Raw genomic sequence first — 13735 nt, 5'->3', positions numbered from 1 at the left:
TTACCGAGGATCTTGCAGACTCTGCAAACTTTCAGACTGTGAACTGAGTCGCTTGGCTCGTGGTCCATCCGTGGATTCGCCGCGCCGTCACGGCGATGATCGCGAACAGCAGCCAGATGTACGCGTTGTGGTAGAAGACCCCGAGGTGACCCCAGGACGGGATCGCCAGCAGCGTGGACACGTCCGGGTCGACGAACGCGAATACCCCGCCCAGGGTGACCAGCACCGTCGCGACCAGCGCGAACCGGGCGGTGACCGCGCCTGGGCGCAGCGACAGATGCAGCAGGTAAACCACGAACAGCCCCAGCCAGACCCAGTGGTGCGGCCAGCTGTAAGGGGACACGGCGGTCGAGACCAGGCCGCACAGCAGCACCGCCGGCAGTTCCCGGCCGTGCAATGACAGTTGCCTGGCAAGCAGCAGGCCGACGACCGCGACGGCACCCGCGAGCACCACCCAGAGCAACTGCTGGAACCCGCCCTCCCCGATGGTCCGGACGATCATTCCGCGCAGCGTCTCGTTGCCCGGGTGCTCCGGAACACCGACCCGCGTGGGGTCGAGGAAGGCACCGGCCCAGAAAGTCACCGAGTCCTTCGGCAACAGCAGAAATCCCAGCAGCACGGTCGCCGCGAACGACACGCCGGCCACTGCGGCCGCCCGAAACCGCCGGGTGACAAGCAGGTAGAGCACGAAGAACGCGGGGATGAGCTTGATCCCCGCGGCAACGCCGATCAGCGCGCCCTTGCCCCGCATCCGGTCCGGCAGCATCAGATCCACCAGCACCAGCGCGAGCAGTATCAGGTTCACCTGACCGAAGATGACCGACTGCCGGATCGGCTCGCACCACAGCAGCAGCCCGGCAACGCCCACGCTGAACAGTGCCAGCCGTGAGTCGCGCCGGTAACCGAGCCAGCCGAGCGTCAGCCCCACCACGACGGCCAGCAGGAGGAAGTTGCCGAGCGTGCCAGCCACGGTGAACCAGACGCCCGACAGCGCCGTGAGCGGCGTGAACACCAACGCCGCGAACGGCGAGTAGACGAACTCGAAGACGCCCTTGGTATCACCGATCAACGGCGTGTCGTAGAGCGACCTGCCATCCAGCACGCGCTCGCCGGCCACCCGGTACGCGAAGAGATCGACCTGGTGAGCCTGCCTGATGGGGTCTTCAAGGACCTGGGCCAGGTAAGCGCCGATCGCCAAGATGCCCAGCACCACCACGGCCCAGAACACCGGCCTGGGGATCAGGTGGTACCGAGGCACCTCCGACGACGGCCCTGCCGCCCTCGATTCATGCCCGGTGACCGTCGATGACGACACACTCATTCCGCCGATTCTCGGACACGAATCGCGGTGCCTCTGACCCGGCCCTCCGTCAAGCCCGGACAGCAGGCGTCAATCGAGGCCACGATGGGCGCCGTTGCGCAGGCTGATGAGGCGTTCGCTCAGGACCGCGTTGAGGCCGTACAAGGTTGCGCGGACGTCCTCGACCTGGGCATTCGGCGCGGTCAGGTGGGCGCCGAGGCGGCGGACCTGGCGTTCGATCTCGCCGGTGCGTTGCAGGGGCACGACGTGGTCGGACATGAGGTGGTAGGCGCGCCGGACCGACTGGCGGGCCTGTGGGGTCAGTCCGGTCGACAGGGAGTCGGCGGCCTGGCTGATCGCCAGCCGGATGGGCCTGAGGCGGTCGGGTTCGAGGACCGGACCAGCAACTGGGCGGCAGGGGGCGAGCGAACGCAGGGACATGCCCACGACAAGGGCGTCTATGCCGATCCGCGCGGCCACAGCCAGGATCGGGGCCAGCCATCCCAGGACTGACAGCGCCATACCGCCCGCGACCAGCATCAATCCTGCGGCTGTGGCCAGGACGCCGATCCAGCGGGACCGGCGTGCGGTGCGCAGAGCGTCGGCCAGGCGGGTCACGCGACCGTCGGCGATGATCACGTCCGCGACACAAGCACCGCGTCCGCTCAGGGCGATGCCCACGTCAGCGGCACCGACGGCCGGGTCGTCGCCGACCATGAAAGTCAGGCCGCGACGCTTTTCCTCCCGGACGCGTTCGACCTTGTCCGCGGTTCCGCAGCCGGTCCACAGTTCGTCGACGCCCAGCAGAACGCCGACATCCTCGGGGTCGTTGAGGTGCCCGCGAGTCACCAGAACCAGCCGCCGGATGCCGGCCGACCGCAGGCTGCGCAGCGAATCGGAGGCCTCGGGCCGGACCTCGTCACGGACCAGCAAGGCACCGACCAGCTGCCCGTCCATCTTGACCCACGCGACGGTCGCGCCGTCCAAGGCGGCACGCGCAAGCGTGATCTTGACCCAGTCGGCCGCGATCTCCGGCTGGGTCTCGGCAAACGTGACCATGCCGGAGTGAGCCGTATCGCGAACGCCTGCGCCCTTGGCGGCACGAACGACAGCGCCCGCGAAAGGATCCGGCCGGAACTGCTGGGCCGACGCGGCCAGCGCCAGCACATCGTTGGTCAGCCAGCCAGGGGCAGCGACAACCTCGGTAACGGACAAAGTCCCCAACGTCACGACACCCGCGCTGTCGACCACACCGACGCGAACGCGCCCTAGCGAGGCCAGCACACCGACGTCGCCGACGACCACGCCCTGCCGAACAGCCCTGGTCAGACCAGCCGCGAGCGACAGCGGCATGCCCAGCAACAACGGCCCAGGCGCGGCCACGGCGAGCACGCCGAAAGCAGCGAGCGGACTCCCGGTGAACAGCCAGACCGCAACGGCAGCAGCGACAGAAACTGGCAAAAACACCAGTGCCGCACGGTTTGCCCGGCGCAACGGACCTGCGCCGTCGTCGAGAGAGCGCTGTGCGAGCCGCCCCATGGCGGCCCATGTTCCCTCTGTGTCCGGCACTGTCGCGATCAGTTCGACCGGTTCACCTGCGTTGATCACGCCACTGCGGACGAGTTCGCCCTTGCGGCACAGCACTGCGATCGGATCTCCGGACAGCCGGGACTCGTCCAGCACGGCGTCGGCGAGCAGCCGGCCATCGACGGGCACCACCTCACCCGTTCCGACCAGGACGCGCTCCCCCGTTTTGATCCCCCGCGCGGATCTGTCCTGGGCCAACGAGGTGACATGGCGGCGAGCACGACGCCAGACAAACGCTTCCAGGCCACGGCATGCACACGTGAGCATCCCGAAGAGCGCTCCGACTTCGTCCTCCCCCACCAGCAACGCGCCGGCGATCACGGGGACGGCCATCAGCGCACCGCCGACCCGCCGGCCCACCACGAGGTCCTCGATCGACCAGACCGTCAGCGGCGCCAGCCCGGCCAGCGCCGCGACCGTCCACAGTAGAGAGGTCTCCGGCAGGCCGAGTAACCACACCAGACCGGCCAGCGCGCAGAGCAGGACGGCCGCGACGAGCGCGGGCACGGCGAGCAGACGCCAAACACGGCGGTCCGATCCGGTGATCATGCCGGGACTCCCAGCTGTAGCAAAGCTTCTCTACCTATAGAAGTACCCGCATTCGGCGGTCCCGCACAACCGATGCGTTGATCTTTTTAGACCAATGTGATGTGACGTCTACTCGAAACCACGCAAAATTCGCTGTCCGCGGTACAGGTTCGGCGGCGTGACCGCGGTGGCGCCGTAGCTCTCCAGCTTGGACTGCAGGGGCCCGGTGAAGTCCGGCCGGTCGATCTGCCCGAAGTCGCGAACCGTTGAGATACCAACCGTCGCGCTGCACGGCGCGACCTGATCGATCCGGACGCAGCCGGCCCGTTCGTTGGTCACCGTCACGTTCCAGTGCACGAATCGTGCGCCATACAAGGGACCTGCGTCCGCGCTGCCGCCGTGTGACCCGTCGTTGAAGATCTCGACCTCAGTTCGGACATTGCCGAACGGCAGCCCGCGGTGGGTGTCGAACGTGCCCGCCTGCATCCGGCCGCGGGACCAGACGTTCCCACAGGACAAGCCTTCCACGTTGATCCCGTGGTGCCCGGAGCCGGGCGTGGGCGGCTCGGTGAACCGGCCGATGGCGAAGCCCTCGATCAAGTTGTCGTGCGACTGCTCGCGGCACGCGTAGGAGTGATGCTGGCCACGTCCGCTCACCCGGGTCCGCGACATCGTCACGCCCTTGGCCGAGACCAGCAGGAATCCGTTGTCGCTGTCCACAACGGACACGTCATCGGCCCAGCAGTCCCACGCGCATTGGAACACCAGCCCGTTGTAGCCCTTGTCCTGCAGGTGGGCCGGGCGGACCGTCTTCACCATCCGCAGCGTCAGGCCTTCGACACCCGCGCCCATGACGGCGGGCGCGCTGGTGGTGAACCGCGCATTCCACTCCGGGCGCAGCTCGACCGGCAGGGGCTGCGCGAGCGTCACGCGTGAACCGTTCACCTCCGCGATCCGTACTGGCCACATGAAGGGCTTGTAGGACAGCAATTTGATCTTGTCCGTCCAGACGTAGGAGGTGGTGCCGGGGATATCACCGCACATGTGTTTGAGCAGGCCGTGCTGTGGGTCGTCGTCGACCTGCAGCAATACGCGTTGCCCCGGCACAAGCGCCCCCGCGGCCGTGACGGTGAACGCGCCGCGCGGCGCCGAGCCCGTGACCTGGGCGAGAACGGAGCTCTCTCCACCTTCGTTGCCCAGCCAGCCTTCCAACGGCCATTGGCGTGCCTGAATGGCGTTGATCAACGGCCGGTACCGATCGCGGTGACAGATCCAGATGAGCGCTCCGCACCAACTCCACGCGGAGTTCTCGGTGCCGAAGCGGCTGCGGTTGATACCGACGATCTCCTCCAGCGACCGGGTCGCGTACAGCGTGGTCTGGCCGCTGCCCGCGCCCTGGAGGACGACGTTGTCGTAGCCGATCTCGATGATGTGGTCGATGCGGTAGACGCCCGCCGGCACCAGCACGACCCCGCCTCCCGCGCGTCCGACGTCCACGATCGCCCGGTTGATCGCGCCTGACGCGTCCGTCGAGCCGTCCGGCTTCGCGCCGTAACGCAGGACGCTCGTCCTGCCAGGCCGCTTGGGCGGGCGCTCCCCCAGCCGGTACCCGGCGAACGACACGTTGGGAATCTGGGGGTGGTCGTAGGGGTTCGCGGCGAACTCCGCCCATAAGTCTGGGGGTGTTGCTCCAGCCTGGCCCGCCGCCGTCCCGTACGCGGCCGCCGCCGCGCCGCCTACCAGGAACTTCCGCCTGTCGAGCGCCATCGACTCTCCCTCACAATCCCGGTCGGTGGCGGCGGCAAGGACCTGTGGTTCAGGCCTACCAGAGGCGGGCGTCACACCGGAAGAAGGATTTGTCTGGTGCGGGCTCGGTAAGGTCATTGTGGTGAGCGCGACACCGCAACTGCTGGCCATCAGCGACCTGCATGTGGGGCACGAGGAGAACCGGCCGATCGTCGACGGCCTACGGCCCGATCACCCTGGCGACTGGCTCATCGTCGCCGGTGACGTGGCCGAGAACGTCGCCGACATCGAGGCGACGTTGTCGCTGCTGAAATCGCGGTTCGACACCGTGATCTGGGTGCCGGGCAACCACGAGCTCTGGACCACGTCGAAGGACGCGGTGCAGCTCAAGGGCGTCGAGCGCTACGAGCACCTGGTCCAGATCTGCCGCGGGCTGGGCGTGCTCACGCCGGAGGACGAGTTCCCGGTCTGGACCGGTGCCGGCGGCCCGGTGCGGATCGCGCCGCTGTTCGTGCTCTACGACTACACCTTCCGGATCGACGGCGTGAACACCAAGGAAGAGTCCCTGGCCGCGGCACACGAGGCCGGGATCGTCTGCACGGATGAGTACATGCTGCACCCGGACCCGTACCCGTCGATCGACGCCTGGTGCGACGCGCGCGTGAAGGAGTCGGAGCGACGGCTGGCCGAGTGCGACCCATCCGTGCCGTTGGTGCTGGTCAACCACTGGCCGCTGGTCCGTCAGCCCACGCGGGTCCTGCGCTACCCCGTGTTCGCACAGTGGTGCGGCACAGTTCAGTCAGCTGACTGGCATACGAGGTTCAACACGGCCGCGGTCGTGTACGGGCACCTGCACATCCCGCGGCACACCGTGTACGACGGCGTGCCGTTCAAGGAGGTCTCGCTCGGTTATCCGCGGGAGTGGAAGCCGCGCGGGCTGCCCGACAAGCTGCTGCGCCCGGTGCTGCCCGTGCGGGTGGCGCCATGATCGAGAAGCTGATGCCGGCAGGCGTGGCCAGCCGCGACACATTCACCGACGCACCCGAGTCCACGATGTTCCCCGAGGAAGCCGAGCGCGTGTCCAAGGCCGTGGACAAGCGGCGACGCGAGTTCGCGACCGTACGCCACTGCGCCCGCCAGGCCTTCGCCGAGCTAGGCATCCCACCCGCGCCGCTTCTGAACGGTGAGCGCGGCGCCCCGCAGTGGCCCGCGGGCGTCGTAGGCAGCATGACGCACTGCGCCGGCTACCGTGCCGCGGTCGTGGCCCACTCCTCCGACATCCACACTCTGGGCATCGACGCCGAGCCACACGGGCCACTGCCCGAAGGCGTCCTCGGCGTGATCTCCCGGGACGAGGAAAAGAAGCACCTGGAGGATTTGAAGGCCGCCGACAGCGAGGTGCACTGGGACCGGATGCTGTTCTGCGCCAAGGAGACCGTCTACAAGGCGTGGTACCCGCTGACGAACAAGTGGCTGGGCTTCGAGGAGGCCTCGATCACACTGGGGCGGGACGGAACCTTCCAGGCCAAGCTCATGGTGCCCGGCCCAGTCGTCGCAGGCGAGCAGCTGGACGGCTTCGACGGCCGCTGGATCGTCGGAGACGGCCTGGTCATCACGGCGATCGCCATCCCTGTGTGACCCAATAGGACAGTCGACGTGGATTAAGGGTGCGCACCGGCGGGGTCGCTGCTATCGTCAGTCCCATGGGCATCTGAGAACCTCCGCGCGCCATGCGCGTTCCCGCCAGAAGTACGTCTCACGTCACCCTTTTCCGGGAGGTTCCCTTGTCATCCAAGAGCGCGAAAAAGAAGGCCCCTGCGACCACGACCGAGCCGCAGGAGCTCTCGTTCATGAAGCCCATCGAGCCCCGCGAAGCCGCCGACGACGAGCCCAAGCTCAGCCGCGCCGAACGCCGCGCCCAGAAACCCCAGGCCAAGACCTTCGGCAAGGTCCAGAACATGCGCAACCAAGCAGTGCCCGGCCACCGCAACTTCACCCAGCGCCGAAGCGGCGGCTGACAGTTTCCAGAAAAATGCCTCCGGCCGACTTGGCCGGAGGCATTTTCCTGCCTGAGGTCATCGTGAGCCCGCTGACGGCCCAGTGCTTCTGTGAACGATCTTTTCACTGAGCCCAGGTCAGTTCTTGACGGGCTTTTTCGGCGGCAAAGGGAAGAAGCCGCTGGTGCGTTCCACGTATTCCGCATAACCCGGACGGGATTTCTTCATGTGGCGCTCGGTCAGGGGTTTACCTGAGCCATTTGCCAGCAGCCAGGTCATCACGACAGGGGACAAGACCGTGATGATGCCGGCCCAGTGGGAGCAGGCCAGCAAATAGAGGCCCCACCAGACGGCTGCGTCGCCGAAATAGTTCGGGTGGCGAGTGTAGCGCCATAGACCGCCGGTCATGACGAGGCCTTTGTTGGCTGGGTCGGCTTTGAAACGGGTCAGTTGCCAGTCGCCGACTGTTTCGAAGACGAAACCCACAAGCCAGATCACCACGCCGATGATCAGGAGCCACGTGGGTGGAGGCGGAATGTACTGTGCGGCCTGCACCGGCAATGACACGAAGAGCAGGATCGCACCCTGGGTCAGGTAGACCACCTTCGCCAGGTGCAGATTCGGGTTTCCCTTGGCGCGCTTGCGGATCGCCACATACCTGGGATCCTCTGGCTTGCCGTGGTTACGGATTCCGATGTGGACGGCCAGGCGCACACCCCAGACCATCGTCAGCACGGCTATCAGGACCTGTGACGAGTCCGCCATCAGCAGGGACACGGCCGCCACCACTGCGAAGCCCAGGCCCCAGAAGACGTCGATCAAGTCGTGCCGGTCACGCCGCACTGAGATCGCGAACACCAAGGCGAGCAGCACCACGACCGCGACGGCACTGACCGCGAGGTTGAGCAGGAAGGACGCCATCGGGTCAGTTCACCACCCCGGCCGGGGAAAGGCCAGTGGCCGGCATGCCGCTGCGGCCGTCCACTGTGGTCCGGACGGCCACGATCTGGTCCACACCCATTCTGTTCTCGGCGAACGCCAGGGCGCCACCGGCCAGGTAGAGGCGCCAGACGCGGGCCTGCTCAGGTCCGACCAAGGCGACCGCGTCCTGCCAGCGTTCCTCCAGCGTCGAGGCCCAGGCGCGGCAGGTCCAGACGTAGTGCTCGCGCATCGCCTGCACGTCCCGGATCTCGAAACCGGCTCCAGCCAGGTGGTTCAGCGTTGAGCCGATTGGCCGCATGGTCATGTCGGGCGCTATGTAGGTCTCGATGAACGCGCCGCCGCCGGGTGCGACCGCGCCACGGGACATCTGCTGCAACACGAGTCGGCCCTCGGGTTTGAGCAGGCGGAACAACGTCGAGGCGTACGCCGGGTAGTTCTCCTCGCCGACGTGTTCGCCCATTTCGATCGAGGCCACGGCGTCGAACGGCTTCGCGGTGAGCTCGCGATAGTCCTGCAGCCGCACGTCCACCTTGCCTGTCAGCTCGGCCTCCGCGACACGCGCCTGGACGTGATCGCGTTGCTGCTCGGACAAGGTGATTCCAGTCGCGTGCACGCCATAGTTGGCGGCCGCGTGGATCAGCAGGGAGCCCCACCCGCATCCCACGTCCAGCAACCGCATCCCCGGCTGCAGGTCCAGCTTGCGGCAGATCAGGTCCAGCTTGTCGGTCTGCGCGTCGACCAGCCGGTACGCCGGATCGTCCGAGGTCCAGTACGCACAGGAATAAGCCATGTGCGGGTCGAGCAACAGCTTGTAGAACGCGTTCGACAGGTCATAGTGGTGCGCGATCGCCGCACGGTCGCGGCCACGCGTGTGCAGCTTTCCGTTGAGGCGTGCCTCCGCGACGGGCGGACGAGGCCGCAACCCGATCACGCCCAGTTTGGCGGCGAGGCGGACGATGTCCAGCCAGTCCCCCGGCTTCGGCCGGACCTTGCGTCCCAGCCGCCAGAACCGGCTCAGCCCCTCAGCGAGATCGCCGTCGACATCCAGGTCCCCGGTCACGTACGCGCGAGCCAGTCCCAGCTCCCCCGGCTCCCACAGCACGTGCCTGAGCGCCCGGCGCGAGTTGAGCACGACGCACGGCCCGTCCGGATTGCCGGCGCGGCTCCCATCCCACGCCCGCACCCCGACCGGCAGCTTCGCCCCCAGCAGTCGCTCCATGAGTCCCGCCAACTCCGGTGCCACGCGCACAGGCCTGCCCCTTTCCATCCGCCTGTCAGCCATTCGTGCCAGGCCACACCCTAGGATTGGTTTTCGGCAAAAGAGGCAAACCGGTGTGCACATGGCTTCGAATGATGTGCGTGCTACGGAACCGAGTGGCTGTGGTCGGCGCGGGTGTCGCCGGGTTGACCACGGCCTACCTGCTGCAACGCCGTTACGACGTGACGCTGTTCGAGGCCGCGCCGAGGTTGGGCGGGCACGCGCACACCCATGATGTGCCTACACCGGACGGTGGCGTGGTCGCCGTCGACTCCGGGTTCATCGTGCACAACGACCGCACGTACCCGTATCTGATCAAGCTTTTCGGTGAGCTGGGTGTGGCCACTCAGGACACTGAGATGTCGATGAGTGTCCGATGTGCCGCGTGCGGTCTGGAGTACGCCGGTGCCAAAGGCCTGGCCGGGCTGTTCCCGAGACGGGACAATCTGGTGCGGCCACGTTATCTGCGCATGCTGGCCGAGGTCGTGCGGTTTCACCGGCACGCGCGCCGGGTACTCGCCAGTCAGACGATGGACGAGGTCACCTTGGGGGCTTTTCTGGCGATCGGCGGCTATTCGCGGTACTTCGTGCAGCATTTCGTGGTGCCGATGGTGTCCGCGGTGTGGTCGGCCGGGCCCACGGTGTCGCTACGGTACCCGGCCAGGTATCTATTCGCCTTCCTGGCCAATCATGGGATGTTGTCGGTGACGGGCTCGCCGCAGTGGCGCTCCGTAGTCGGCGGATCGCGGCGTTACGTGGATCGGGTGGTCGAGGACCTGTCCGCGGTGCATGTCGGTACACCCGTCCGGGCGGTGCACGTCAAGGACAACGGCGTGGAGATCCGTGACGCCGCGGACCGCGTGCACGAGGCTGATCATGTGGTGATCGCGACGCACCCCGACCAGGCACTCCGGCTGCTCACCAGCCCGACGCAGGCCGAGCAGGAGGTCCTGGGCGCGTTCACGTACTCCCGCAACGAGACCTGGCTGCACAAGGACTCGTCGCTGCTGCCGGAGACCGTGGGTGCGTCCGCATCGTGGAACTACCTGAAGACCGCGTGTCATGAGGATGACGGCCCGGTCCTGGTGAGCTACAACATGAACCGGCTCATGCGACTCGCCGAGCCGGACAACTACGTGGTGACGCTCAACGCGGCGGACCGAATCAAAGAAGACACCGTGATCGCGAAGATGACCTACGAGCACCCCGTCTACACGCCGGAGTCCGTTGCGGCACAACGCAGACTGCCGGAGCTGAACACTGGGCGCGTGGCCTACGCGGGCGCCTACCACGGCTGGGGTTTCCACGAGGACGGGTGCGCGTCGGGAGTGAGAGCAGCGGCTTCCCTCGGGGTGACGTGGTGACAGCGCTCTATCACGCCGAAGTGGCGCATTTCCGGCAGGAAAAACCCAAACGGGCGTTCCGGCACCGGGTCTACCTCTGGCTGGTCGACCTCGACCACTTGCCCCGGCTCGCGTGGTGGTTACGGCCGTTCGCCCGGTTCGAGGCGCGTGACCACCTCGGTCGTCCGGACCGGTCGATCCGGGAGAACCTCGATGCCTGGCTGGGCCGCTACGACGTCGACCTGAACGGCGGCCAGGTGCTGATGCTGGCCAACGCACGCGTCCTGGGGCACGTGTTCAACCCCATCAGCGTGTTCTGGTGCCACAACGCGGATGGCGAACTCGCGTGCGTGGTCGCCGAGGTCCACAACACGTACGGCGAGCGCCACTGCTATCTGCTCGAGACGGATGCGAACGGCCACACGACGACCCCCAAGGAGTTCTACGTCTCGCCGTTCCAGCAGATGGGCGGCGAGTACGTGATGCGCCTGCCCGCACCTGGCGACACTGTGGATCTGACCATCCGGCTCACGCAGAACGGCCACACCCCGCTTGTCGCAACCCTGCGCGGAGTCCGTACGCCCGCGACAAACCGCGCGATCGTGAAAGCCCTCCTCAACCGGCCGCTGATCACGAGGATGGTCAGCGCTCTCATTCGACGGCACGGCATTGCCTTGTGGCTGCGCCGTGTCCCGATTGTCCGTCGCCCGCCACATGTTCCTCAGGAAGGTGTCCAGTGACTGCAACCGCTATCGAGCGCTGGCCGGCGTTGGCCAGGCCCTCCCGGTCGGCCGTGCGGGCCTGGATCGCCGAACGCCTGTTCCGGCAAGCCGTCGGGACCCTGCCGGTGACGGTGGTCTTTCCTGGCGGGGAACGGATCGGCGCGGGCGGCCCGGTGATGCGCCTGGTCCGGCCGGACGCGTTCTTCCACCGGCTGGGCGTGGACGCCAAGATCGGCTTCGGCGAGGCGTACATGGCCGGCGACTGGACCAGCACCGACCCCGCCGGGCTGCTCACCCCGTTCGCCCGCCGGATGGCGGTGCTGATTCCCAAGCCACTGCAGGTGTTGCGGCGCTGGGTGGACGCCGTGCACCCGGATGACGAACGCAACACAGTCGAGGGCGCACGCACCAACATCCACCGACACTACGACCTGTCCAACGACATGTTCGAGGTCTTCCTGGACCCGTCGATGACATACTCGTCGGCCTGGTTCGAGCCGGGCGACGACCTGCATACCGCACAGCTGCGCAAGATCGACGGCGTGCTCGATCTCGCAAAAGTCCAAAGTGGAACAACCCTGCTGGAGATCGGGACCGGCTGGGGCGCTTTGGCGATCCGTGCCGCACAGCGTGGCGCCCGCGTGACCACGTTGACGATTTCGGCCGAGCAGAAGGAAATGGCCGAGCGCCGGATCGCCGGGGCCGGCCTGGCCGCCCAGATCGAGGTTCAGCTGCGGGACTACCGTGACGCCGAAGGAACCTACGACGCCGTGGTCTCGGTGGAGATGATCGAGGCGGTCGGCGAGGAGTACTGGCCAACGTACTTCGGCACGATCAACCGGGTACTGCGGCCGGGCGGGCACGTCGGACTGCAGGCGATCACCATGCCACACGACCGGATGCTGGCCACCCGCCGCTCGTACACGTGGATCCACAAGTACATTTTCCCTGGCGGGCAACTGCTTTCGTTACCCGCGATCCAGGACAATGTGGACAGTGCAGGCCTGCGGATCACCGAGCAGCGCAGGCTCGGCCCGCATTACGCCAGGACACTGAACCTGTGGCGGGCACGATTCCTCGACGGCTGGGACAAGGTCGCCGCGGCCGGCTTCGACCCGGTGTTCCGCCGGATGTGGGACTTCTACCTGTCGTACTGCGAAGCCGGATTCCGTTCCCGCTACCTGGACGCCTGGCAGATCGGCATGGTCAAACCTTGACGCCGTCGTAGGCGGCCAGCACGATTCCGAGGCCCCGGTCGTCGCCGAGCCTGCCCTGGTCGAGCATCCGGTTCATCACATACGACACCGTCATCCGGGCATCAAGGTCGACCATCACCAACGAACCGCCCATCCCGCCCCAGCCACAACTGCGACCGAACAAGCCATAGCCCATCCCGTAACGCATCGACGCACCCAAAACGAGGTCTTCGCCCTGATATTGCTCCTCCGCGGCCCGTTCGCAACCCGCCTTGGACAGCAGCCGCACGCCCCGAACCGTTCCGCCACAAGCCAAAACCGACTGCACGGCACCGACCGAGCGGGCATTGCCGAATCCGCCGGCGTACGCGAGCGCCGTATGGCGCCACGCCACGGAGTTCCCGGCACTGGGCTCCAGCGGCGGATTGAAAGTAAACGGCAGGTTCTGCGCTGAGAGCGTCGACGACGGCGGGATGACCGGCGCGAACCTGTAATCCTCTTCGGCAGGCAGTCCAATGTGGAAGTCGGCACCCAGCGGCCCGGCGACTTCCTCGGCGAAGAACACATCAAGGCTGCGGCCCGTGACCCGGCGAATGACCTCGGCGACAAGGAATCCGTAGGTGACCGCGTGGTAGCCGGCCGCAGTACCGGGCTTCCAGCGCGGCGCCTGCGCGGCCAGCCGTGCGGCGGCCGCCGGACCGTCATGCAGGTCCACTGGCGTCACCGCCTCGTCCCAGGTGGGCAGGCCTGCGGTGTGCGAAAGCAGATGCCGCACCTGCACGTCTTGTTTGCCCGCGGCGGCGAACTCAGGCCAGTACCGGGCGACCGGCGCGGCCAGATCGAGGTCACCGCGGTCGGCGAGAATCAGCGCGCACAACGCCGTCATTGTCTTGGTGCTGGACCAGACATTGGTGATCGTGTCGCGTTCCCATGGGGTTGTCCGTTCCGCGTCGGCGTATCCACCCCAGATGTCGACCACCGGCTCGTCATCAACGTAGACCGCCACCGAGGCGCCAACGTCATCCTTGTCGAGCAACGCCGCCAGCGCTTCTCGCACCGCACCGAACCGTTCATCGCACATGCCATGGATTTCGGCCATGAGCGGGAACCTAGCCC

The 13735-nt window shown here is 67.0% G+C and carries 12 protein-coding genes; 6 read left to right on the top strand and 6 right to left on the bottom strand.

The window, feature by feature from the left end:
- Positions 1–31: 31 nt before the first annotated feature.
- The 3 genes from JOF56_RS33155 to JOF56_RS33145 form a co-directional block, all read right to left on the bottom strand.
- The gene (locus JOF56_RS33155) at positions 32–1321 is read right to left on the bottom strand and encodes a glycosyltransferase 87 family protein (RefSeq protein WP_209643382.1); all 1290 of its coding nucleotides are present in this window, start codon (positions 1319–1321) and stop codon (positions 32–34) included.
- 69 nt (positions 1322–1390) lie between these two features.
- Complete coding sequence (locus tag JOF56_RS33150; RefSeq protein WP_209643381.1) at positions 1391–3436, bottom strand: HAD-IC family P-type ATPase; 2046 nt, start codon at positions 3434–3436, stop codon at positions 1391–1393.
- Between the two features lie 108 nt (positions 3437–3544).
- Positions 3545–5182 carry a glycosyl hydrolase family 28-related protein gene (locus JOF56_RS33145; RefSeq protein ID WP_209643380.1) on the bottom strand — a complete coding sequence of 546 codons (1638 nt, stop codon included), beginning with the start codon at positions 5180–5182 and terminating at the stop codon, positions 3545–3547.
- Positions 5183–5303: 121 nt separating this feature from the next.
- Here JOF56_RS33145 and JOF56_RS33140 point away from each other — a divergent pair, with 121 nt between their 5' ends.
- From JOF56_RS33140 to JOF56_RS33130, 3 genes are all read left to right on the top strand, one after another.
- The gene (locus JOF56_RS33140; protein ID WP_307855369.1) at positions 5304–6149 is read left to right on the top strand and encodes a metallophosphoesterase family protein; all 846 of its coding nucleotides are present in this window, start codon (positions 5304–5306) and stop codon (positions 6147–6149) included.
- Complete coding sequence (locus tag JOF56_RS33135) at positions 6146–6799, top strand: 4'-phosphopantetheinyl transferase family protein (RefSeq protein ID WP_209643379.1); 654 nt, start codon at positions 6146–6148, stop codon at positions 6797–6799. The genes JOF56_RS33140 and JOF56_RS33135 overlap by 4 nt, the downstream gene beginning before the upstream one ends.
- 146 nt (positions 6800–6945) lie before the next feature.
- Positions 6946–7179 (top strand): hypothetical protein, encoded by a 234-nt coding sequence (locus JOF56_RS33130; RefSeq protein ID WP_209643378.1) that lies wholly within the window; start codon positions 6946–6948, stop codon positions 7177–7179.
- A 117-nt stretch (positions 7180–7296) separates the two neighbouring features.
- Here JOF56_RS33130 and JOF56_RS33125 read toward each other — a convergent pair whose 3' ends face one another.
- The gene (locus JOF56_RS33125; RefSeq protein WP_209643377.1) at positions 7297–8079 is read right to left on the bottom strand and encodes a DUF1295 domain-containing protein; all 783 of its coding nucleotides are present in this window, start codon (positions 8077–8079) and stop codon (positions 7297–7299) included.
- A 4-nt stretch (positions 8080–8083) separates the two neighbouring features.
- Complete coding sequence (locus JOF56_RS33120) at positions 8084–9367, bottom strand: class I SAM-dependent methyltransferase (RefSeq protein WP_209648633.1); 1284 nt, start codon at positions 9365–9367, stop codon at positions 8084–8086.
- Between the two features lie 92 nt (positions 9368–9459).
- On the opposite strand from JOF56_RS33120, the gene JOF56_RS33115 reads away from it, so the two are divergent.
- From JOF56_RS33115 to JOF56_RS33105, 3 genes are read left to right on the top strand one after another with little or no spacing between them, the layout of a single operon-like run.
- Positions 9460–10722, top strand: a complete 1263-nt coding sequence (locus tag JOF56_RS33115; RefSeq protein WP_372448291.1) for an NAD(P)/FAD-dependent oxidoreductase — start codon at positions 9460–9462, stop codon at positions 10720–10722.
- Entirely contained in the window at positions 10716–11441 is a 726-nt protein-coding gene (locus tag JOF56_RS33110) for a DUF1365 domain-containing protein (RefSeq protein WP_209643375.1), read from the top strand. The genes JOF56_RS33115 and JOF56_RS33110 overlap by 7 nt, the downstream gene beginning before the upstream one ends.
- The gene (locus JOF56_RS33105; RefSeq protein ID WP_209643374.1) at positions 11438–12640 is read left to right on the top strand and encodes an SAM-dependent methyltransferase; all 1203 of its coding nucleotides are present in this window, start codon (positions 11438–11440) and stop codon (positions 12638–12640) included. The genes JOF56_RS33110 and JOF56_RS33105 overlap by 4 nt, the downstream gene beginning before the upstream one ends.
- Here the strand turns inward: JOF56_RS33105 and JOF56_RS33100 are convergent.
- Complete coding sequence (locus JOF56_RS33100) at positions 12630–13718, bottom strand: serine hydrolase domain-containing protein (protein ID WP_209643373.1); 1089 nt, start codon at positions 13716–13718, stop codon at positions 12630–12632. The two genes, JOF56_RS33105 and JOF56_RS33100, sit on opposite strands and share 11 nt — an antisense overlap.
- Positions 13719–13735 lie beyond the last annotated feature (17 nt).

This window comes from Kibdelosporangium banguiense (assembly GCF_017876405.1).
GTDB lineage: Bacteria > Actinomycetota > Actinomycetes > Mycobacteriales > Pseudonocardiaceae > Kibdelosporangium > Kibdelosporangium banguiense.
This window is presented reverse-complemented; position numbering and strand designations above follow the sequence as displayed.